The sequence below is a fragment of the Xanthobacter autotrophicus ATCC 700552 genome, assembly GCF_043194565.1.
Lineage (GTDB): Bacteria > Pseudomonadota > Alphaproteobacteria > Rhizobiales > Xanthobacteraceae > Xanthobacter > Xanthobacter autotrophicus_F.
The window spans coordinates 140340-161888 of the sequence record NZ_JBAFVS010000008.1 but is presented as its reverse complement, the minus strand read 5'-3'; the positions used below and the strand labels follow the sequence as shown (position 1 = coordinate 161888).

Sequence of the window (21549 nt, the reverse complement as noted above, 5' to 3'; positions counted from 1 at the left end):
AATTATGTGTAGTACATAATATATATTCTATTCATCTGTTTCTTCTTCTCTGAAATGGCGATCTCTTATATGGGGATTATCAAGGAGTACGACATTTAAAAGAGATTTGTGCACCTCAATAGTTCCATTGTATTCAATAAATCCGAGCTTGCGGAATTTGTTCATGAAAAAGCTGACCCGAGAGCGCGTCGTTCCGATCATCTCCGCCAGGGTCTCGTGGCTGATTTTGGCGAAGATGGGCTCTGGCTTTTCATCTTTCCCGAAATTTGCCAAAATTAAAAGAAGTCTGGCAAGGCGTTTTTCGCTTGAATTGAACAATTGATCGATGAGGTCTTCTTCAATTCGGATGTTTCTAGACAAAAGATGTGATATGAATAGGCTGGAAAATTCAGGCTCATCTTTCAGAATGCGAACAATGGATTGCTTTTCCAGGCGTAATATGACCGATGCTGCCATTGTCGTGACGGTCGCCATGCGGAGCAACTGCCCCGCGAGGCATCCTTCGCCGAAAAAGTCTCCTGCTCCGAGAATGGCCACAACGGCTTCCCGCCCCTGTTCCGATACGACGGCGATCTTCACTTTTCCGCTTTGGATGTAGAAGACGGAGTCCGCCGGTGATCCCTGCACAAAAACAACACTCGCTTTCTGATACGAGTTTATGCTGCGACCATCCCCGATTTTCGAAAGAAATTCAGCCACATCAAATGATATTTTGGTCGCATTTTTCATATCGCATCGCTCTCTTCGATCAAATTTATACGTCTCGATCGTGTTTTTTGAAGGGTATTAATTTTAGCACATCGAAGTTAAATTCGGTGCTTCCTCGATCGCTGTTTGAGCTTCCGCGGCAGACGGGTGATTCGGTGGAGCATAAGGCTTCTGAGGGTAGAATGTATTATTTTGCGTCAAGCGTCGACCCACCTTGATTGATAGGTGATCTGATTTTGGGCGCGATCAAGCAGTCAAGAGGCAGTGTAACTCTACCTTGGCGGTAGGTTGAAGCTGGACTCATTGTTGAGCAGCGGCCGATTCGACGGCCCGATCACGCCCGAAAATCGTTATCATGGTGCGGGCTGCAAAATGGGCGCGAATGTCCCAAAGGCCGGGAGACCTTGGTCCTGAAATGCGGCGCTGAATGTCGAGGTATTGGGGTGACGTTGCACGTCTGTCGGCGCCGCGAGGGTTTCGCTCAGTCCCCCGCGCTCGCCGCCTTGGCGAAGCCATCGGAATCGATCCGTTTGATGAGAGTCAATGAGTTTATCCGATTTGCTGCCATTGTGAACGTTGATGTGCTAGAAAATAATATGTCATCGCGAGCATATCTTGTGAGCCGATCAGGTCAGAGCAAATGCCAAAGCTGCCCGCCCGTGCGGCGAGAAGGGGTTCGGCTCGCTTGAGGCGGCCGATCGTGTTGGCGCCAGACCTGATTGAGACAGACCTGATCCAGCCGGACCTGATTGAGCCGGACGTGGTCTGCAGGCCACGAGACCTGACCGTTGTCGGCGTGGGGGCGTCGGCTGGAGGCCTGGAGGCCTGCAAAAGGCTGCTCGCGGCCCTGCCCGACGGTCACGGCATGGCGCTCATCCTGATCCTGCATCTTGATCCCACCCATGAAAGCATGATGGCGGATCTGCTGGCCACCCACACTTCGATGGTGGTGCGGCAGGCTGCGGACGGCCTGCTGATCGAGCCGGACCACCTTTATATCATCCCGCCCGCATTCTATCTGTCCGTCGCCGGCGACCAGTTGCGCCTGTCCGCGCCCGAAGCGCCGCATGGCGCGCGCCTCCCGTTCGATTTCCTGCTGAAATCGCTGGCGGCCGAATACGGCGCCGGTGCCATCGGCGTGATCCTCTCCGGGACCGGGGCGGATGGCACCTTTGGCCTCAAGGCGTTGAAGGAAAAGGGCGGCTTCACTGTCGCCCAGGACCCGGAGGAGGCGGATTACGACGGCATGCCGCGCAGCGCGATCGCCGCCGGCGCGGTGGATCTTGTGCTGCCGCTGGAGAAAATCCCCGAGGCGCTGCTGACGCGCATCCAGGATCCGGCCGACGCGCCGGAAGATACTGCTCTGGCGCAGATCATCGACCTCCTGCGGGCGGGCACGGCGTTCGACTTCACCCTGTACAAGCCCGGGACGCTGCAGCGGCGGACCGAGCGGCGCATGGCCCTGGCGTCCATGGGCGTCGACGACATGGACCGCTATCTCGAACTGGTGCGGCACAATCCAGCGGAGCTCGATCTCCTGGCCAAGGACCTGCTCATCAACGTCACCAGCTTCTTCCGCGATCCCAAGGTGTTCGAGTATCTCGCCGAGAAGATCGTTCCCGACCTGGTGCGTAATCATCCCCTCGGCCGCCCGCTGCGCATCTGGGTCCCGGGGTGCAGCACCGGCGAGGAAGCCTATTCCCTGGCCATGCTCGTCAGCGAGGCGATTGCCGCAGACAAGCGCCACGTCCGGCTGCAGGTCTTTGCATCGGATATCGATCCGGATGCCGTCGCCCTGGCGCGGGAGGGCTTCTTCCCTCCGACCATCGAATCCGCCGTGTCGCCCGAGCGGCTCGAACGCTTCTTCACGAAGGAGGAGCATGGCTTCAGGGTTGTGCCGGACCTGCGCTCCGCTGTGGTTTTCACCGTGCAGAATGTGCTGGAAGACCCGCCATTCTCGCGCCTCGACCTGATTTCGTGCCGCAACCTCCTGATCTATCTTGGCGCCGAGGCACAGGCCAAGGTCGTTTCGCTGTTCCATTTCGCGCTGCTCGAAGGCGGGCTCCTTCTTTTGGGAACATCGGAAGAGGTCGGGAACGCTGCTGCCCGGTTCGAGGTTGTCTCCAAGTCTGCACGTCTCTACCGGCACACCGGCCAGCGCCGGCCGGGCGATCTGCGCTTCCCGCTTGGCTCATCGGATGGCGTGAGCCTGCCCCATCGTCCTGAAAAGGTGTCGTCATCGTCGCGCCAGGTGACGCTGGCGGAACTCAGCCGGCGCCTGATTCTGGAGGCGTACGCGCCCGCGGCGGTTCTGATCAACCGTTCGTACGAGTGCCTTTATTACCTGGGATCCACGGATGCCTATCTCAGGCTGGCGCCGGGCCATCCGGCCCACGATCTGCTCTCCATGGCGCGGGAGGGCGTGCGCACCAAGCTCAGGGCGGCGATTCAGCGGGCGTCCCAGGACAACAGGCGCGTCGTGGTGGAGGGCGGCCGGACGAAGCGGGACGGCAAGCCCCTTGCCTTCAGCATTGCGGTGCATCCGGTCCAGAGCCAGGGCGAGGACCTGCTGCTGGTCTGTTTTCTTGATGCCCCCGCTGTCTCGCCTGGCCGGACGGATCGGCCGAAGACCGAGCATGAGCTTTCGCGTGTGACCGAACTGGAGCGCGAGCTTGACTCCACGCGAACCGAACTTGAGAGCGCCATCCGCAATCTGGAGCTTTCCAGCGAGGAGCAGAGGGCGGTCAACGAGGAGGCACGTTCCGTCAACGAGGAATTCCAGTCCACCAACGAGGAGCTGCTGGCCTCCAAGGAAGAGTTGCAGTCTCTCAATGAGGAACTGACAGCGCTCAACGGCCAGCTCCAGGAAACCCTGGAGCGCCAGCGCACCACATCGAGCGATCTGCAGAACGTGCTCTACAGCACCGACGTGGCGACCCTGTTCCTCGACACCCAGCTGAAGATCCGCTTCTTCACGCCCGCGACCCGGTCGCTGTTCAGCGTCATCCCGAGCGATGTGGGACGGCCGCTCTCGGACCTCAACTCGCTCGCCGCCGACGGGACACTGATGCCGGACATCCAGGCGGTGCTGGCGGGCCAGCCGGCGCATGAGCGGGAGACCGAGACCCGCGACGGGGCGTGGTACGTCCGCCGCATCCTGCCCTATCGCACCCCGGACGGCGGGGTGGACGGTGTCGTCATCACCTTCACCGACATCACCGAGCGCCGGCGGGCCGCCGATGCGCTGGAGGTGGCGAAGCGGGATGCGGAACTGGCCAACAGCGCCAAGTCGCGCTTCCTCGCCGCCGCAAGCCATGATTTGCGCCAGCCGCTGCAGTCGCTGGTCCTGCTGCAGGGCCTCCTGGCGAAGGCGGCGGAGGGGGAGAAGGCGGAGCGGCTGGTCAAGCGTCTCGATGAAACCATCAGCGCCATGTCGGGCATGCTGAATGCGCTGCTGGACATCAACCAGATCGAGGCCGGGACCATCCAGGCGAATGTGGTCGGCTTCCCGGTCAATGATCTGCTCGACCGGATGCGGGAGGAACTGACCTATCACGCCCGCGCCAAGAAGCTGACCCTGCGCGTGATCCCGTGCGGGCTCTGGGTGGAAAGCGACCCGCGCCTGCTGGAGCAGATGGTCCGGAACCTGATCTCGAACGCCTTGAAATACACCCCGCGCGGCCGCGTGCTGGTGGGGTGCCGCCGGCATGGAGCGTGGCTGCGCATCGAGGTGTGGGACACCGGAATCGGCATTCCCGATACGGAGCTGCGTGCGATCTTCGATGAATACCACCAGCTCCACAACGCGGCCCGCGAACGCAACCTCGGGCTCGGCCTCGGCCTCTCCATCGTGCAGCGGCTCGGCCAGCTGCTCGATCATCCTGTTTCGGTGCGCTCGCGTCCCGGCCATGGTTCGGTGTTCTCGGTGGACGTCAAGCTCTCGCACGGCCGATCCGGGCGTCACGACGCGGCCTTGCCGGGGGGCGTCGCCGGCCCGATCACCGAACCGGCCGGCCGGAAGGCCGAGATCCTGGTGATCGAGGACGATCCCGACGTCCGCTCCCTGCTCGAACTCCTCCTCATCGGCGAGGGGCACGGGGTGACCGCCGCCCGCGATGGCGACCTCGCGCTCGGGCTGGTGGAACGCAGCGCCATCCGGCCCGACCTCATCCTCGCCGACTACAACCTGCCCAACGGCATGACCGGCCTTGAAGCCGCGGCTCGGCTGCGTGCCCGGCTGCGCAGCCGGATCCCGGTGGTGATCGTGACCGGCGACATTTCGACGGGCGCGCTGCGCGACATTGCCGCCCACGACTGCCTGCAGCTCAACAAGCCGGTGAAGGCGGAGGAACTGACGCGCATCATCCGGGAGCTGCTTTCCGATCATCCATCGGCCCTGGTGCCGGACGCTCGGCCCTCGGAAGCCACCGGGCCTGCGGCGGTGCCGGTCATCTTCATTGTCGACGATGACGACCACGTCCGGCAGGGCATGCGCGCCCTGCTGGAAGAGGACGGCCGAGTGGTCGAGGATTACGACAGCTGCGAAGCCTTTCTCGATGCCTATCACCCGGGCCGCGGGGGCTGCCTGCTCATCGATGCCTACCTGCCCGGCATGAAGGGCCTGGAACTGCTGCAACGGCTGCATGAGGCAGGCCATGGCCTGCCTGCCGTCATGATCACCGGAAACAGCGATGTGCGGATGGCCGTTCAGGCCATGAAGGCCGGCGCGTTCGACTTCATCGAGAAGCCGGTCGGGCGCAGCGAACTGCTCGGCTGTGTCGCGCAGGCGCTGGAGCAGGCACGGGACGCAGACACCCGGCCTGTCTGGCATGCCGCCGCAGCGGAGCATCTGGGGTCACTCACGCCGCGCCAGCGGGAGGTTCTCGACCTGGTGCTGGCCGGCCACCCCAGCAAGAACATCGCAATCGACCTCGGCATCAGCCAGCGCACGGTCGAGAACCACCGCGCGGCAATCATGAAGAAGACCGGCGCGAAATCCCTCCCCGCATTGGCCCGCCTCGCGCTTGCCGCGACCTGGACGGGGACCGGAGCGCCATTCGCCTGAGGTCGACCTGCTCTTGCGCGGCGCCCGGTTCCGTCTGCTGCCGGAACCGCTGTGGAGCGCAACCTGTCGGGGCCGTTGGTATGAGTAGTTTCCGAGCCTGCCGCCTCGCGCTCGACCGGCTAGAATGAATGTGGTGTTGCGATCCTGCGTGGCAGGACTGCTTGCCGCCTGGGACGGCGCGACGACTTCCGCATCAGACGTTTTGGGGTGCCCAGGGGGCGGGACTGAAGATCGGCGACAGTCGCTATCTTATTCGAGGAGGCCGGAACGTGGGAACAATACTTCTTATCGTGGTTCTGATCTTGCTGTTCGGTGGCGGAGGCTATTACGGCTTCAATCGCTACGGTGGTCGCGGGCTGGGCGGCGTGCTTGGCCTTGTGCTGCTCATCCTCATCGTGCTGTGGCTGGTGGGTGGACTTCAGGGGTTGAATCTCGGTCGCATCTGAACCGCGTCCGCCGCGCCGGATCGCGTCAGTCCGGCCGGTGTCGCCGCAGGGGCTGATGGTGCCGCGCCCTGGGCGGGCGCGGTGGTCGTCGTTGCGTCATCATGATTGGGTCAGTCGGGCCCGCGATCGCGCGGCGCGGCCATGTCGTCGACCATGCGCTGAATGACGCGCGCAAGCACGTCCTCCCGAAACGGCTTCTCAACAACGATTGCCGCCGGCAGGACAGCCCTGACGCTTGCGGCATCTCCGCTGACGAAGACGTGGGGCACCGGCCTGCTTCGACATATGGTTGCGACCGCCGCAATGCCGCTGCCATCTCGCAACCAGGCGTCCACGATCATGAGGTCCGGCCTGCAGCGCTCGGCAGCTGCGACCGCATCGGCTTCGGTCGCTTCGACGGAGCAGACCTCATAACCCATCCCTTCAAGCATCTCTGCGAGATGGATCCCGATCATGAAGTCGTCTTCGACGATGAGGATCCGAAGAGCCATGCTCTATGTCCTGCGGCGATATGGGGATGCTTGCCGGCGACAGAACGCCGCCGCCGGCAGGGCGCGATCGCGGTATGCCGCGGCGGGGGAACCGCACCACACCCACGTTAGCGCACTGGACCGGCGCAAGAGCAGGGTCGGAAACTACTCATGCCGACGGCCCCGGTCCTGACCGAGGCCGAACCCCGCGCGGCGGGCACCAACCTCCCGTGTGGCGATGGAGCCTTCGGTCTGAAGACTTCCGACAAAACGATATATCGGATTGGAGCCGCGGCCGGAGCGGCCGGCGCGTGGCATCGACGGCCGGGTTGAAACCGGGCTGAAACAATGGTGCCCTATCACCCAAGCCAAAGCGGGGCCGCGCCCATCCCCGTCGCACAAGCCCAGCCGGTGGTGCCGCACGAGGGTGGATGCGGGACGACGGGGACAGGAACGGGGGCAGGAACGGGGACAGGAGGACGCGATGACATCGCCTCTGGATACGCCGGAGATTGCACCGGACGGCGGCGACAATGCCAGCCTCGTCCGGCTTTCCGACCTCGGCCTGTTCACGGCGCTGTTCCAGTCCATCCCCGGCCGCGCGGTGCTGCTGGACAGCGGCGGCATCTGCCGGTTTGCCAACCAGGAGTTCATCGACTTCATCGGGCGTGGCCGCGATGAGGTGATCGACCGGCCCGTGCAGGACTTCCTCGAACCCATCGTGTTCGCATCCTACGCCCCGCTCATGGAGCGCGTCTTCGGCGGCGAGCTGGTGCGCCGGGTGGCCTGGGTGGATTACGGCCGCCTCGGCAAGAGATACCTTGAGGAGGTGATCTCGCCCTACCGGGTGGACCTCACCGGCCCGGTGGTCGGCTGCTTCGGCGTCGGTCGGGACCTGACCGACATGAAGCGCCAGGAGATGGAGATCGTCCGGCGCACCCAGGCGCAGATGGAAGCCGAGGCCTATCACGCGGCCATCGTCGGCACTGCCCTCGACGGCATCGTGGTGGTGGACGATGAGGGCATCGTGGTGGATTTCAACCCGGCCGCCGAGCAGATCTTCGGCTACCGGAAGGAGGAGGCCATCGGCCGCTCCATCGCCGAACTGGTGATACCGCCGGAATTCCACGCTGCCCATTTGGCGGGCATGCGGTCCTACCTCGCCTCCGGCATCACCCGCGTGATCGGCCAGCGGCTGGAACTGCCCGCGCTGCTTGCCGACGGCACGCGCATCCCCATCGAGCTTGCCATTACCGACGTGACCCGCGGCGAGCGCCGGCTTTTTGCCGCGCACATGCGCGACCTGCGCGCCACCAAGCGGGCCGAGGAGGAGATCAAGCGGCAGCGCAACGCGCTCCATCAGAAGGAGAAGCTTGCGGCGCTGGGCTCGCTGCTCGCCGGCGTCGCCCACGAGCTCAACAACCCGCTGTCGGTGGTCACCGGCCAGACCATGCTGCTGCGCGAGCAGGTGCTGAAGGAGGCCAATGTACGATCCGGGGGCCTGCCCAGCCTTGAGAAGGTGGTGCAGCGCTGCGACCGCATCGAGACGGCGGCGCACCGCTGTGCCCGGATCGTCCGCAGCTTCCTCGACATGGCGCGCCAGCGCGAGGCGGAGCGCCGGGCCACCAATCTTGCGGACGTGGCGCGCGAGGCCGTCGAGCTGCTGGGCTACAACATGCGGGCCTCGGGGGTGAAGGTGGTCCTCACCATCGAGCCCGGCCTGCCGCGCCTGATGCTTGACGCGGGCCAGATCCACCAGGTGCTGCTCAACCTGCTGGTCAATGCCCAGCAGGCGCTGGAGGAAACGGCGGGGGACCGGCGCGTCACCGTTTCGGTGGCTTCCGACACGGACCGCGGAGCCGTCATGATCAAGGTCGCCGACAACGGCCCCGGCATTGCGGAGAATATCCGCTCGCGCATCTTCGATCCGTTTTTCACCACCAAGCCCCAGGGCGTGGGCACCGGCATCGGCCTTGCCGTCTCGCGCGGGCTGATCGAGGCCCATGGCGGCACGCTGGAGCTGGGTGCGGGGCCGGACGGTGGCGCCCAGTTCACCATCCAGCTGCCGCTGGAGGAGGTCGCCGCCGAAGCGCCGCCGCCCGGTCTGCAGGAGGACGTGCGGGACGAAGGCGTGCATCTGGGATCGGTGCTCATCATCGACGACGAGCCGGACATTGCCGGGCTGCTCGCGGAGATCGCCGAAGGCATAGGCTATGCGGCCATGGTGGCGCACAGCGGCCGGGAGGCGCAGGCGCTGCTGGCCCACGCCGTGCCAGCCGGGGCGACTGCCGATGTGGTCGGCATCCTGTGCGACATCCGCATGCCCGATGGCGATGGCCCCAGCCTCTACAACTGGCTGCTCACCCATCGGCCCGACCTTGCATCACGCATCGGCTTCATTTCCGGCGACACCCTGGGGCCATCGGCCGGGCGCTTCCTGGCCCGCTCGGGCTGCCCGCTCATCGAAAAGCCGTTCACCCCGACCGATGTGCGCGCCTTCCTCGGCGCCCTTATCGGCGATGCGGCCCCGCCGCCTGAAACACTTGAAACACGGCGGACAGAGAGCTGACCGCCTGCAGCAACACAGGCCAGTCAGAGTGCGCCTCGTTCACCGCAAAGGACGGCCATGCAGGACGACCAGATCGCGCTCCTTGAAGCCAGCTTCGCCGAGGTTTCCGTGCATCGGGATGCGGCGTCGGTACTCTTTTACGAGCGGCTGTTCGTGCATGATCCGGCGCTGAAGCGGCTGTTCGGAGATACGGACATGACGGGGCAGGGCGAGAAGCTCTTCGCCGCGCTGGGTCTTGTCGTCACCTCGCTGCGGAGCCTGGACAAGGTGGTTCCGATGCTGGAGCAGCTGGCCGTGCGCCATCTCCACTATGGCGTGCGTGACGCGCATTACGCGACGGTGGGCGCGGCCCTGATCGAGACCCTGTCGCTCTATTTCGGCCGCCGCTTTTCCATGGACCTGCGGCGGGCCTGGTCCGATGCCTATGAGGCCGTGGCCGGCGTGATGATCGCCGCCGCCCATCGCGCTGCCGCCGTCCATGGCGTCGCCGCCGAGGGCGAGGGGGCCAGCACCATCTTTTCGCGTCCCGCCTCCGCGGGCACGCTCTGAAACGCGAACGGCGGCATCCCCCGCACCGCCGTTCCGTGTGCGATCCTCCGGCCGGAGCCTCCCGTTCAGGGAGCTCCAGCCGGAGGCGTCGTCATGGGCCCCTGTCGTCATGGGCCCCTGTCGTCATGGGCCCCGGGTGCCGGGCACGAACAGGTAGCCGACGCCCCGCACCGTCTTGATGGCCTGGGGCTTGGCCGGGTCAGCTTCGATTTTCTTGCGCAGCCGCGTCACCCGCACATCGATGCTGCGGTCGAAGGGCTCGTTGTCCCGGTCGTGGGCGAGGTCCAGCAGCCGGTTGCGGGTGAGGACGCGGTTGGGGTTCTGCAGGAACACCCGCAGCAGGTCGAACTCCATGGCGGTGAGCATCTCCCGCGTGCCGTCCCGCTTGACGAGGCAGTGGGCCTCCATGTCCAGGAAGACGACGCCGCACGGCACCATCTCCGCAGGTGTGGGCATGGCGCGGTTCGCCGTCGGCGGCTGCGTCGGCAAGGGCGCGGTGTTTGGGGGCGCGGTGTACGGGGGCGCGGTGGGTCGGGGCGCGGTGTAGCGGCGCATCACGGCGCGGATGCGGGCCTTCAGCTCGCGCAGGTCGAAGGGCTTGAGCACATAATCGTCGGCGCCGACTTCGAGGCCCGCCACCCGGTCCACGATGTCGTCGGCCGCGGTCAACATGATGATGGGCGTTGCGGCGGCGACGCGGATGCGGCGGGCGAGGCTGATGCCGTCCTCCCCCGGCATGTGGACGTCCAGGAGGAGGAGGTCGGCCGGCTCGGCGGCCAGAAGCGCGTCGAGCGCGCGCCCGCTCGCCGCTGAGCGCACGCGGAAGCCCTGGCCGGATAGATAGTCTGACACCGTCTCGCGCAGCGCTTCCTCGTCGTCCACCACGATGATGCGCCAGCCGGTCTCCCCGCTCGCCGATTGCCCCGCCATGCTCACGCGCCGGAAGCGCTCCCCCTCACAGATGCCCGCAGGACGCGTACTTTATACCAACGGCCCGGTTGTTCACCGTGCCGAGAGCGTGTCGCTCAAGCGCCGCGCGGGCTTATACAACAGCCGACGAAAAAGCTCATCGGCCGTTGATATTAGTTCGGACCGGGACCCGGATGGAATCGCCAAGGGGCAGGCCGGGGGGCGACCCCTTGCCCCGTCAGCTGCAATTGGTGACCTGATTGGAGCCGATGCCGCGCCTCATTTCGGGGCGATCACCCGCAGCGGAGTGGCATAGGGCTCCACCCTGAGGCTGTCGTTGCCGATGATGCTGATGCGGCGCGCCGGCGCCTGCTCCAGTTCGCCGTCCGGCGCCTTGCGTACCACATATTGCCAGATGGTCAGCTCGCCGCCGCCCTTGAGGGCGCGCCCGACCGCCGTGACATCGCTGCCGCCGAGGGCTGCGGCGTCCTGCGGTCCCACCCCCACCACGATCTCGTCGCGCACGGTGATGATCTTGAAGAGGCTCACGCCTTGCTCGGCACCGGCGCTTGCCGCCATGCCGGCGAGCGCCCCGGCCACAACGAGGGTGCCGAGAAGACGGCGTGCGGTCCGCCCGTTGTGCGGTCGGCGGGTCAGCGGCGTTAACATCGTCATCGGGTGCTCCCAGCTCCAGTAAAGCCGGGACGCTAGCACCTCTGTGTTTCCGGCGTTTTTCGTGCCGGGCTGGTCGCCGACGCAACCCCAGCCCGCCATCAGCCCCTCCCGGAGGACTGATGGCGCAGCCCGAGGTGGCTCAGTTCCGGCGGGCGCCGGTGTGGACGATGGTGCCCACGTGCTCGCCACGCAGGGCGCAGGTGAGGCGGCCCGGCACCAGGCCGTTCACCACCTGCACCCGTTCGATGTGGCGGGCGGTGGCCATCACTTCGAGGAGCGCGCGGTCGAAGGGCAGGGTGCCCTCGCCGGCGGTAAGGTCGGCGGCGCTGACCTCGGGCAGGAACTTCGCCGCCGCGCCGTCGGGGCCGTTCGGGTCGGAACTATAGACGCCGTCCACGTCCTCCACGATGGTCAGGCCCGCCGCGCCCAGCGCATCGGCGAGCAGGAAGGCGCCGGTGTCGGCCCGGTGGGCCGGGATGCGCGAGCCCGGGAATTCGTGGTGGTGATAGGGCGGGAAGGCGCTGCCCACCACCGCGCGGGCGGCGGAAAGATGGATGGCGAGCTGGCTGGCGATGGTCGGGTGCTCCACGTAGGAGACGCCTTCCGGGGCCAGCAGCGAGGCGAGGATATGGCCGTTCTGGCCGGCCTCGCTGGCGGCGAGCGGGGCGAGCGAGCCCACCGGCAGGCCGAGGTCGAGGCCGACGCCGTAGAGGTGGCGGGCGCGGATGCCGGCGCCGGTGAGGATGAGCAGGCGATGCTCGGGCAGCAGCTTGCGGATCTCGTCGACGATAGGAAGGATGGCCGACGGCCCGCGGTCCATGATGGCGCGGCCGCCGATCTTCACCACCTGCAGCCAGGGCAAAAGCCGGATGGGCTTGACGCCGGCCACGGGGCGGGTGAGCTGGCCGTCGAGGAGGGTCTGGCGCGCGAGCGGCGAGGCGACGTGCTTGATGTCGTTGGTGGTGTCAGACATGGCCGTTCTTCTTCAGCTCGCGGTGATGATGGTGCCGACATGCTCGCCGGCGAGCGCGCGGGTCAGGTTGCCCGGGACGAGGCCGTTCACGACCTGGACCTCGCGGACATGGCGGGCCTTCTTGAGCAGGTCGAGCATGGGGAATTCGAGGATCGAGTCGGCAAGGTCCCGCGCCTTCATCTCGTCCACCGAGATCCTGGGGATGAAGGTGGCGCCCTTGTCCGTCTTCGGGTTGGCGGTGTAGAGGCCGTTCTCGTCCTTCACGTAGATCATCTGCTTGCAGCCGAACTGCTCGGCCAGCAGGAAGCATCCGGCGTCGGTGCGGTAAGGCGGGATGACGCCTTCGGCGGCGGGGCGGGTCCACAGCGAATAGGGCGGCATGCCGGCGAAGACCACGGCGTGCACCTCGGCCAGATAGAGCGGCACGGCGGAGAGCCCGGCGCCGTCCACCTTGGAGATGCCGTGCTTCGCCAGCAGCTGGCCCAGCATCTCGGCATTCTGGTTGGCCACCGAGGCGCCCAGCTGCGACAGCACGCCGGCCGGCAGGTTGAGCTCCGCGGCGATGGAATAGAGGTGGCGGGCGCGGGTGCCGGCGCCGGTTCCGATCAGCAGCTTGTGGGCCTTGCGGGCGGCGACGATCTCGTCCACCAGCGGGTAGACCGCCGCGCGGCCGCGGTCGATGACGCTTTGGCCGCCGATCTTGATGACGGTTGCGTCCGGCAGGATGCGGAAATTCGCGGACGTTTCCGCCGCGGCCAGAAGCTGCGTGTCAGTCAGCGATCGCTGCGCGAGGAGCGCGTCGAGCTCCGCCGTCGTATGGGCCATGGCAATGCCTTTCGTTGTTCTATGTATTATTTTTATTCGAAGGCTTCGATACGCCCGGTGGGGCAACCCGGCAATATGCGATAATCGCGTAGCTTTTACGGCGTCGGGAAAAAACGACACAGAATGCACAAAAAAGCCAATGCCGATGGATTTTAATCATCGCCCGGTGATGCTCGGTTGTGCATAGTGCTTTGTTTTGGTATTTTATGTCGAAATTAGAATGAAGATTATATAATCATAAGAATATATTATCTATATCAGAAGCAAAATCGAAAATAATAGAAGTTTTTTATGGAAGACGTGGTTACGCGGTCAATACGTAACCGGTCTTGTCGGTCGGGTCAGCTTTACGGACATTTCTCGCTCCGGGATGGGCTGTGGAGCGGTGCCTGTATGAGGCGCATGTTCATGCGGCTGGAAGGTGCGGGCGCGGGTGCGCCCACATCCGCTCCTGTGGCGTCAGTGGGTGGAGAGCGTCAGCGGGTGGAGAGCGGCAGCGGCGGCGGCGGGGTGGTGGCGCCGGGGCCGAGCGAGCGCTGCACCATCACGCTGTCCGACCAGCGGCCGTAGCGATAGGCGACCCCCGGCAGCAGCCCCACGCGCACGAAGCCGAACTTCTCGTGCAGGGTGAGCGAGGCGGTGTTGTCGGCATCGATATAGCCGATCATCTGGCGAAAGCCGGCCGCCGCGCAGGCATCGATCAGCCCGCGCATGAGGTGGCGGCCGATGCCTTCGCCGAGATGCTCGTGGTGCACGTAGATCGAGTGCTTGACGCTGTAGCGGTAGGCCGGCCGCTTGCGGAACAGCACCACATAGGCATAGCCCACCACCGCGTCGCCGCGGGTGGCGACGAGGTGGGGGAAGCGGCGGCTCTTCAGGTTCTTGCGGCGCTCGCGCAGGTCATCCGGCTGCGGCGTGTCGCCGTCGTCCACGCCTTCCTCGACGCCGCGGCGGATATGGCGGCGATAGATCGCCAGCATGGCCTCCACGTCCGCTTCCCGCGACGGGCGGACGACGACAGCTTGCTCCTGCTCCATGGACGACACCGACACTCCCAAGCCTGCCTCACTCTATTCCGCGACCACGTAAGTATGGAGCCGCACGCGGCCGGATGCATCCGTCTCGCGATAGACGCCCTGGATCTCCACGTCGAAGCCGGGGAAGGTGTTGAAGCTCGATTCGAACATCTTGAGATAGTCGATCATGGGCTTGGCCCGCTCGGTCAGCCGCTCGCCCGGCACGATGGTGGCGATGCCCGGCGGATAGACCACGAATGGCGTCGTCGCGATGCGCCCGGCGATGGCGTCGATGGGCAGGTAGTCCACGTCGTTGCGTACCAGGCAGCGGGCCGCGTCGTGGGGCGACAGGGCGATGTCCGGCAGGTGCGCGGCCGAGAACTGCATGGCCTGGAGCGCGCTGACATTGGCTGAGCGGAAGAAGCGGTGCATTTCCCCGCACAGGTCGCGCAGCCGCACGCCGCCATAGCGGGCCGGCCGGCGGCGGAAGAATTCCGGAATGGCGTCTTCCAGCAGCGCATTCTCATCATGCAGCTTCTTGAAGGCGACGAGGCCGGAGATGAGGGTGCCCGCCTTTGACGCCTCGACCCCGGGGGTGAGCAGGAACAGCAGGGAGTTCAGGTCGTTCTTCTCGGCGACGATGCGATTCTCGCGCAGATATTGCGCCACCACCGGCGCCGGGATGCCGTGTTCGGAATAGGCCCCCGTGGCGCGGTCGAAGCCGGGGGTCAGCAAGGTGAGCTTGTTGGGGTCGGTCATGGCGAAGCCCGCCGCCATGCCCTCGAAGCCGTGCCAGGACGCGCCGGGGGTGAGGTGCCAGAAGGCCGGGTTGCTGGCGAGCTGGTCGGTGGCGACGCTTTCCCACGGCACGTCATGCACCGCGCCGGGGCTCGACACGTCGGGAATGGCGACCCGGTCGGGCACGAACGGCTCGAAGAACCAGCGCCGCTCGGGGCGCTGCTCCTTTTCCTCGAACTCGCGGCGCACCGCGCGGATCTTCTTGCGCAGCTCGATGCCGAGCCGGATCGTGTCGTCCCACAGCACTTCGCCCGAACGGCCCTTCATCATCTGCGCGCCCACGTCGAGGGAGGCGAACAGGGGATAGAAGGGCGAGGTGGAGGCATGCTGCATGAAGCTCTCGTTGAAGCGGCGGTGCTCCACCCGCCGCTTCTGGCCGGTGATGTGCCGGTCCTTCATGTGGATCTGGGAGGCCTGCGAGAAGCTTGCCAGCTGCTTGTGGGTGGACTGGGTGGCGATGATGCCCGGCGCGTCGGGGCCGAGGTCGGCCAGGCCCATGGCGAAGCGCCCGGCATAGAGCGGGTGGAACTTCATGAAGCCCGCCCACGCCTCGTCGAACAGGATGTAGTCGGTCAGGTGCCCGATGGCCTTCAGGATCATCTCGGCATTGTGGATGGTGCCGTCATAGGTGCACTGCTCCACCACCGCCACGCGGAACGGGCGCGGCTTCTGCCACGCGTCCGGGTCCTTCACCAGGGGATGGGTGCGGATGCGCTCGCGCAGGGCGGTCTCGTCCAGCGCCGCGAAGTCCATGGGGCCGATGAGGCCGTAGGCATTGCGCACGGTGGGCACATAGACCGGGATGCCGCCGGAGATCATCAGCGCGCCGTGGTGGGCGGCCTTGTGGTTGTTGCGGTCGAAGAGCACCAGGTCGCCGTCGGTGACGAGGGCGGAAAGCGCCACCTTGTTGGAGGTGGAGGTGCCGTTGAGCACGAAATAGGTCTTCTCGGCGCCGAAGATCTTCGCCGCCTCCTTCTGCGCCGCCAGCGCCGGGCCCTCATGGGTCAAAAGGTCGCCGAGGTCGAGCACGGAATTGTCGAGGTCGTCGCGGAACACCGCCTCGCCCAGATGCTCCATGAACACCCGGCCGATGGGGCTGCGGGAATAGAACACGCCGCCGTTGTGGCCGGGGCAGGTCCACAGCTGGTTGCCTTCCTCGGCATAATCCACCAGCGCGCCGAAGAACGGCGTCTTCAGCGTCTCGGCATATTGCTTCAGCCGGCTGATGAGGTTCTTGGCGATGAAGGCGGGGGTCTCCTCGGAGAGGAAGACGTAGCCGTCGATGAAGTCCAGCACCTCCACCGGCACGTCCTCGAAGCGCTTGCGGCGGATCAGCAGGATGATGGGGAAGTCGAGGCCGCGCCGGCGCATCAGGTTGATGAGGGAGGCGGTCTTGCCCTCCAGCCCCTTCTTGCCCCAGTCCACCAGCATGCAGCCGATGGCGGCGTCGGTCTGCACGGCGATCTCGGCGTCTTCCAGGTTGCGGGCCTTCACCACCTCGAATCCGGAGCGCTCGATCTCGGCGACAATCTGGTTGTAGCGGGCGCCCTCCAGGTCCTCGGCGTCGAACACCGGGGTCGCGAACAGGAAATTGAAGCGCTTGAAATAGTCCATGGGGGCACCCGATCTGATCCGGCGGGAGATGTCGACTCCTTCCATGACAAGCCCGCGACAAAACTGTGATCATCCTCCGCGCGGCGTCGCACCGGCCCCTGCGGGAGCTGCGCCGTCCGCCGGTCAGGGATCAGCTGCCGAGATAGGCCGCCCGCACGTGGGGATCGTCGATCAGCGCCGCGCCGGTGCCGGATTTCACGATGCGGCCTGCCTCCAGCAGATAGGCGTGGTCGCACAATTCCAGCGCCGCGAAGGCGTTCTGCTCCACGAGCAGCACGGTGGTGCCGGCATCGCGGATGGCGCCGATGATGGCGAACATCTGCTCCACGATGTTGGGTGCCAGTCCCAGCGAGGGCTCGTCGAACAGCACGAGGCGGGGACGGGACATGAGCGCCCGGCCGATGGCCAGCATCTGCTGCTCGCCGCCGGAGAGGGTGCCCGCCATCTGCGCGCGCCGCTCGGCAAGGCGCGGGAAGGTGGTGTAGATGCGCGCGTAGTCTTCCCTGAGGGCGGCATCGCTCGGGCGCAGATAGGCGCCCATGGCGAGGTTGTCGGCCACGCTCATGTGCGGGAACACCCGGCGGCCTTCGGGGCAATGGGCGACGCCCAGGCGCAGCATGGCTTGCGGGCCTGCGCGGGTCACGTCGATGCCCTCCAGCCGGATGGCGCCGGCGCGCGCCGGCACGAGGCCGGAGATGGAGCGCAGGGTGGTGGATTTCCCCGCGCCGTTGGCCCCCACCAGCGCCACCAGCTGGCCCTGGCCGACGGTGAGCGAGATGCCCTTCAGCGCCGCCACCTGCCCGTAGCCGCAGACGAGATCGGAAATCTCAAGCATGGGACGGCTCCTTGTGCTCCAGCTTCGCCGCGCTCTTGCCGAGATAGGCTTCGATCACCTTGGGATCGGCGCGGATCGCCGCCGGCGGGCCTTCCGCGATGAGCCGGCCGTAGTTGAGGCAGACGATGCGGTCGGAGACTTCCATGACCATGGGCATGTCGTGCTCCACCAGCAGGATGGTGACGCCCGCGTCCCGCACCTCGCGGATGAGGCGCACGAAGCCCTGGGTTTCGGAGGCGTTCATGCCGGAGACCGGCTCGTCCAGCAGCAGCATTTTCGGCTCCACCGCCAGCGCCAGCGCGAAGCCCACCAGGCGCTGCTCGCCATAGGACAGCGATCCCGCCTTCTCGTCGGCGCGGGCGGCAAGGCCCACGAGGTCGAGGATGGCATCCGCCCGCTCGCGCACCGCGGCTTCCGCGCGCCGGCCGCGCGGGGTGGGGAACAGGCGGTCGAGGAGCGCCACGTCGCCGTGGCGGTGCAGGCCGATCAGCACGTTGTCGCGCACCGTGTCGTCGGCGAACACGCTGGTGCGCTGGAAGGTGCGGGCAAGGCCCAGCCGGGCGATTTCGTTGGGCCGGGTCTTGGAGAGGTCCTGGCCGCGGAACAGCACCCGCCCCTGGGTGGGCTTCAGGAAGCCGGTCATGATGTTGAAGGCGGTGGTCTTGCCGGCGCCGTTGGGGCCGATGAGGCTCAGGATTTCGCCTTCCTGCACGTCGAAATGCAGGTCGGCGATGGCGGTGAGGCCGCCGAACCGCATGCCCACGTGCTCCACGCTGAGAATGGCGTTGCCCGCAGGATGGCTCATAAGCGGGTTTTTGGGCGTGCTCATAAGCGTGCTCATGGGTTCGCTCCCGCTTCGGCGGGTGTGGCCGCGTTCTTGGCCGCGCTTTCGGTCTCGGCCGCCGCCGGCCGGCGGCGGAGGGCGAGGCTCTCCAGCGCCGGCACGATGCCGCGCGGCATCAGGAACAGGATGGCGATGAGGATGGCGCCGTAGACGATCCACTGCGCTTCCGGCGCCATCACGGGCCGCAGCGCCACCGGCAGCAGGCCGAAGAGGATGCCGCCCACCAGCGGCCCGGCCAGCGTGCCCTTGCCGCCCGACACCACCATGATGACCATGGTGACGGTGTAGGAGAACAAAAACACATCCGGATCGATGATGCGGATGTAATGGGCATAGAGGCTGCCCGCCGCCCCCGCCATGGCGGCGGAGACGGTGGCGGCCACCGTGAGCGTGCGGGTGGCGTTGATGCCGAGGGAGAGGGCGAGGGATTCGTTCTCCTTCAGCCCGCGCATGGCGCGGCCGAAGCGCGAGGCCACCAGCCGGGCGACGACGAGATAGCTCACCGCCGCCACCGCGAGTACCAGGTAGTAGTTCTGCATCTTGGAGCGCAGCGCCACGTCGCCGAGGCCTGGCACCGGCAGCACCATGTTGGGGATGGCGGTCAGGGCGAGCGGGCCTTGCGTCAGCTCCACCCAGTTCAGCGCCACCAGCCGCACCACCTCGGCGAACGAGATGGTGACGATGACGAAATAGGCGCCCCGCACCCGGAACGACAGTCGGCCGATGAGATAGCCGCAGAGCCCGGTGAGCCCGATGGCCAGCACGAAGCCCATGAGCGGCGACCCGCCCTCGTGGGTCACCCGCAGGCCGAACGGCAGGCTCGCGTCGAAGCCCAGCGCGGTGAGCGCGCTCACATAGGCGCCGATGCCGAAGAAGGCCACGTGCCCGAGGCTGAGCTGGCCGGTGAAGCCGAGCAGCAGGTTCAGGCTCATGGCGCAGATGGTGAGGATGCCGGTGATGATCAGGGCGTTGAGCAGGTAGGGGTCCTTCAGCCCGAGCGGGACCAGGGCGAAGGCGACGAGGAAGAGGGGGGCGATGAGGCGCGTCATCCGATCCGCTCCGCGCGGGCGAACAGGCCGGTGGGCTTCACCAGCAGCACCGCGATGATGATGAGGAAGCCCATGGCGTCGCGATAGCCGGACGAGATGTAGCCGGCGCCCAGCTCCTCCGCGAAGGCGAGGATGAAGCCGCCGATGGTCGCCCCGGAGATGGAGCCGAGCCCGCCGAGGATGACGATGGCGAAGGCCTTCACCGCCGCCAGCTCGCCCATCTGCGGGGTCACCACATAGACCGGCCCGAGCAGCGCGCCCGCCGCCGCCGCCAGCGCCGAGCCGATGGCGAAGGTGGCGGTGTAGATGAAGGAGACGTTGACCCCCATGAGGGCGGCGGTGTCGTGATCCTGGAAGGTGGCGCGCATGGCGCGGCCGAGCCTGGTGCCGTTGATGGTGAAATAGGTAATGGCGATGAGGGCGATGGCTGCGCCCAGCACGAACAGGTTCACGTAGGACAGCGACACCGGCCCGATGACCAGCGGCTGCGCGGGGAACGGGGTCGGCACCGCCTTGGCGACGCCGCCAAAGATCCACAGGGTGCCCGACTGCATGATGATGCCGGCGCCGATCATCACCAGCATGGTGGTGTCGATGTCGGAGCGGCGCAGCGGCCGCAGCAGCGTGAATTCGATGAACGCCCCCAGCAGCAGGCCCGCCACCAGGGCCACCGGCAGCGCGACGAAGAAGTTGAGGCCGAGCGCGACGGCGGCCAGGTACATGGCATAGCCGCCGAACGTATAGAGCGCGCCGTGGGTGAAATTTACCACGTTCATGATGCCGAAGATCAGGGTGAGGCCGATGCCCAGCAGCGCATAGGTGCCACCCAGCACCAGCGCATTCAGGATATGTTGCAGCAATTGGTCCATCTGGCCTGTCCGTCTGGCATTCGGTGCGGTGCGGCCTTGCGGGCCGTGGAAGCGCGGAGCTGGGAGCGGGGTGAGGGAAGCGTGCTTAATCAGGGCATTGAATGCGCCCGCTCCCTCACCCCGGCGCCCCCGCGCGACGGCGGGGGAACCAGTGGCAGAGGGCGGGCATCAGCCGCCGAGCTGAACCTGCTTCACCTTCCCGTCGGTGATCTCGATCAGGTAGACGTTGGGCTTCGACTGGCCGCTTTCCTTGCCGGCCGGGCCGTTCTTGGCGAACTTGATGGGGCCGTTGAGGCCCACCATGTCCACCTTCCAGAAGCCCTTCTGGATAGAGGCGGAATCGGTGCCGCCGCCGGCCGCGATGGCCGCCGCCACGGTGCGGATGCCGTCATAGCCGCGGAAGCTCTCGGTGGCGCCGGCAAACGCGAAGCCGCGCTTCTTCCACTCGCCGAGGAAATAGGCGGTGGCCTCGGGGTTCGGGGTCTTCTCCGGCCACCAGGGCAGGAAGGTGGTGAGGTGCATGGTGTTGTCGGCGGCAGGTCCCGCCTGGGCGATGATCTGGTCCGGGTTCTGCGAGCCGCCGGTGGTGATGACGCGCTTCTTCAGGCCCAGCGCCGCCATCTGCTTGAACAGCAGGGTCAGCTGGTCGACGGCGCTGGTCACCATGATGGTGTCGGCATCCGAGGCCTTCAGCTTGGCGAGCTGGGCGCTCATGTCCTGGGCGGACTGGTCCATGGTCTCGGTGAGGCCGACCTCGACGCCGTTGGCCTTCAGCATCTTGGAGAAGTCGGCGGCGGCGCCGCGGCCCCAATCGTTGTTGATGACGAGGAAGTCCACCTTCTTCAGCCCGAGCTTCTTGGCGATGGGCTCGAACGCGTCGGCCTCCACCGAGGACGGCGGCGAGATGCGGAAGATGAAAGGGTTGCCGGAGGTGGTGATCTTGCCGGAGGAGGAGGTCTCCACCAGCATGGGCACCTGGTATTCCTCCAGCTTCGGCATGGTGGCCAGCGTCAGGCTGGAGCCCCAGGAGCCCATCAGCACCGGCACCTTGTCGGAGGTGATGAGCTTTTCCGCCACCGAGGCGGCTTCGGTGGGGTTGCTCTTGTTGTCCTCGATGATGAGCTCGATCTTCTTGCCGAGCACGCCGCCCTTGGCGTTGATCTCGTCGGCGGCGATCCTGGCGCCGTTCACCACATAGGTGCCGGAGGCCGCGAAGGCGCCGGTGAGGGGCTCGTTGACGCCGATCTTGATGGTGTCGGCGGCCAGCGCCGTGCCGGCGAGGAGGCTGAGGCCGAGGGCCGCGAGTGTCGTCCTGCGCGAAATCATCATGATGGT

17 protein-coding genes are annotated in these 21549 nt (G+C 66.1%); 4 read left to right on the top strand and 13 right to left on the bottom strand.

Going from position 1 to position 21549, the window contains the following annotated elements; genetic code table 11:
* Positions 1–27: 27 nt before the first annotated feature.
* Entirely contained in the window at positions 28–729 is a 702-nt protein-coding gene (locus V5F48_RS11180; protein ID WP_394258771.1) for a Crp/Fnr family transcriptional regulator, read from the bottom strand.
* A gap of 679 nt (positions 730–1408) precedes the next feature.
* Between V5F48_RS11180 and V5F48_RS11175 the strand changes: the two genes are divergently transcribed.
* Both V5F48_RS11175 and V5F48_RS11170 read left to right on the top strand, forming a co-directional pair.
* Positions 1409–5773, top strand: a complete 4365-nt coding sequence (locus tag V5F48_RS11175) for a chemotaxis protein CheB (protein WP_394258770.1) — start codon at positions 1409–1411, stop codon at positions 5771–5773.
* A gap of 269 nt (positions 5774–6042) precedes the next feature.
* A complete protein-coding gene (locus V5F48_RS11170; RefSeq protein ID WP_394108996.1) occupies positions 6043–6219 on the top strand; it encodes a DUF3309 family protein in 177 nt (58 codons plus the stop codon).
* Positions 6220–6329: 110 nt separating this feature from the next.
* Here the strand turns inward: V5F48_RS11170 and V5F48_RS11165 are convergent, their stop codons facing one another.
* On the bottom strand, positions 6330–6710 hold the full coding sequence (locus V5F48_RS11165; protein ID WP_394258769.1) for a response regulator: 381 nt from the start codon (positions 6708–6710) through the stop codon (positions 6330–6332).
* Positions 6711–7173: 463 nt separating this feature from the next.
* Here V5F48_RS11165 and V5F48_RS11160 point away from each other — a divergent pair, with 463 nt between their 5' ends.
* Together V5F48_RS11160 and V5F48_RS11155 are read left to right on the top strand one after the other, a co-directional pair.
* Positions 7174–9258: a PAS domain S-box protein gene (locus tag V5F48_RS11160; protein WP_394258768.1), complete on the top strand. Its 2085-nt coding sequence runs from the start codon at positions 7174–7176 to the stop codon at positions 9256–9258.
* Positions 9259–9315: 57 nt separating this feature from the next.
* Positions 9316–9807: a globin family protein gene (locus tag V5F48_RS11155; RefSeq protein WP_394108999.1), complete on the top strand. Its 492-nt coding sequence runs from the start codon at positions 9316–9318 to the stop codon at positions 9805–9807.
* Between the two features lie 123 nt (positions 9808–9930).
* On the opposite strand, the gene V5F48_RS11150 is transcribed toward V5F48_RS11155, so the two are convergent.
* From V5F48_RS11150 to V5F48_RS11100, 11 genes are all read right to left on the bottom strand, one after another.
* The gene (locus V5F48_RS11150) at positions 9931–10737 is read right to left on the bottom strand and encodes a response regulator (protein ID WP_394258767.1); all 807 of its coding nucleotides are present in this window, start codon (positions 10735–10737) and stop codon (positions 9931–9933) included.
* Positions 10738–10995: 258 nt separating this feature from the next.
* On the bottom strand, positions 10996–11391 hold the full coding sequence (locus V5F48_RS11145) for a hypothetical protein (RefSeq protein WP_394258766.1): 396 nt from the start codon (positions 11389–11391) through the stop codon (positions 10996–10998).
* A gap of 139 nt (positions 11392–11530) precedes the next feature.
* The gene (locus tag V5F48_RS11140) at positions 11531–12364 is read right to left on the bottom strand and encodes an amino acid kinase family protein (RefSeq protein WP_394258765.1); all 834 of its coding nucleotides are present in this window, start codon (positions 12362–12364) and stop codon (positions 11531–11533) included.
* 12 nt (positions 12365–12376) lie between these two features.
* Positions 12377–13189 (bottom strand): amino acid kinase family protein, encoded by an 813-nt coding sequence (locus V5F48_RS11135; protein WP_394258764.1) that lies wholly within the window; start codon positions 13187–13189, stop codon positions 12377–12379.
* Between the two features lie 476 nt (positions 13190–13665).
* Positions 13666–14226: a GNAT family N-acetyltransferase gene (locus tag V5F48_RS11130; RefSeq protein ID WP_394258817.1), complete on the bottom strand. Its 561-nt coding sequence runs from the start codon at positions 14224–14226 to the stop codon at positions 13666–13668.
* A 33-nt stretch (positions 14227–14259) separates the two neighbouring features.
* Positions 14260–16617: an Orn/Lys/Arg family decarboxylase gene (locus V5F48_RS11125; RefSeq protein WP_394258763.1), complete on the bottom strand. Its 2358-nt coding sequence runs from the start codon at positions 16615–16617 to the stop codon at positions 14260–14262.
* Between the two features lie 130 nt (positions 16618–16747).
* A complete protein-coding gene (locus V5F48_RS11120; protein ID WP_394258762.1) occupies positions 16748–17452 on the bottom strand; it encodes an ABC transporter ATP-binding protein in 705 nt (234 codons plus the stop codon).
* Positions 17445–18293 (bottom strand): ABC transporter ATP-binding protein, encoded by an 849-nt coding sequence (locus V5F48_RS11115; RefSeq protein WP_394258761.1) that lies wholly within the window; start codon positions 18291–18293, stop codon positions 17445–17447. The genes V5F48_RS11120 and V5F48_RS11115 overlap by 8 nt, the downstream gene beginning before the upstream one ends.
* A complete protein-coding gene (locus V5F48_RS11110) occupies positions 18290–19345 on the bottom strand; it encodes a branched-chain amino acid ABC transporter permease (protein ID WP_394258760.1) in 1056 nt (351 codons plus the stop codon). The genes V5F48_RS11115 and V5F48_RS11110 overlap by 4 nt, the downstream gene beginning before the upstream one ends.
* Positions 19342–20214, bottom strand: coding sequence for a branched-chain amino acid ABC transporter permease (locus V5F48_RS11105; protein WP_394258759.1), 873 nt, complete (start codon positions 20212–20214; stop codon positions 19342–19344). Before V5F48_RS11105 ends, V5F48_RS11110 begins: the two co-directional genes overlap by 4 nt.
* A gap of 168 nt (positions 20215–20382) precedes the next feature.
* Positions 20383–21543, bottom strand: a complete 1161-nt coding sequence (locus tag V5F48_RS11100) for an ABC transporter substrate-binding protein (protein WP_394258758.1) — start codon at positions 21541–21543, stop codon at positions 20383–20385.
* Positions 21544–21549 lie beyond the last annotated feature (6 nt).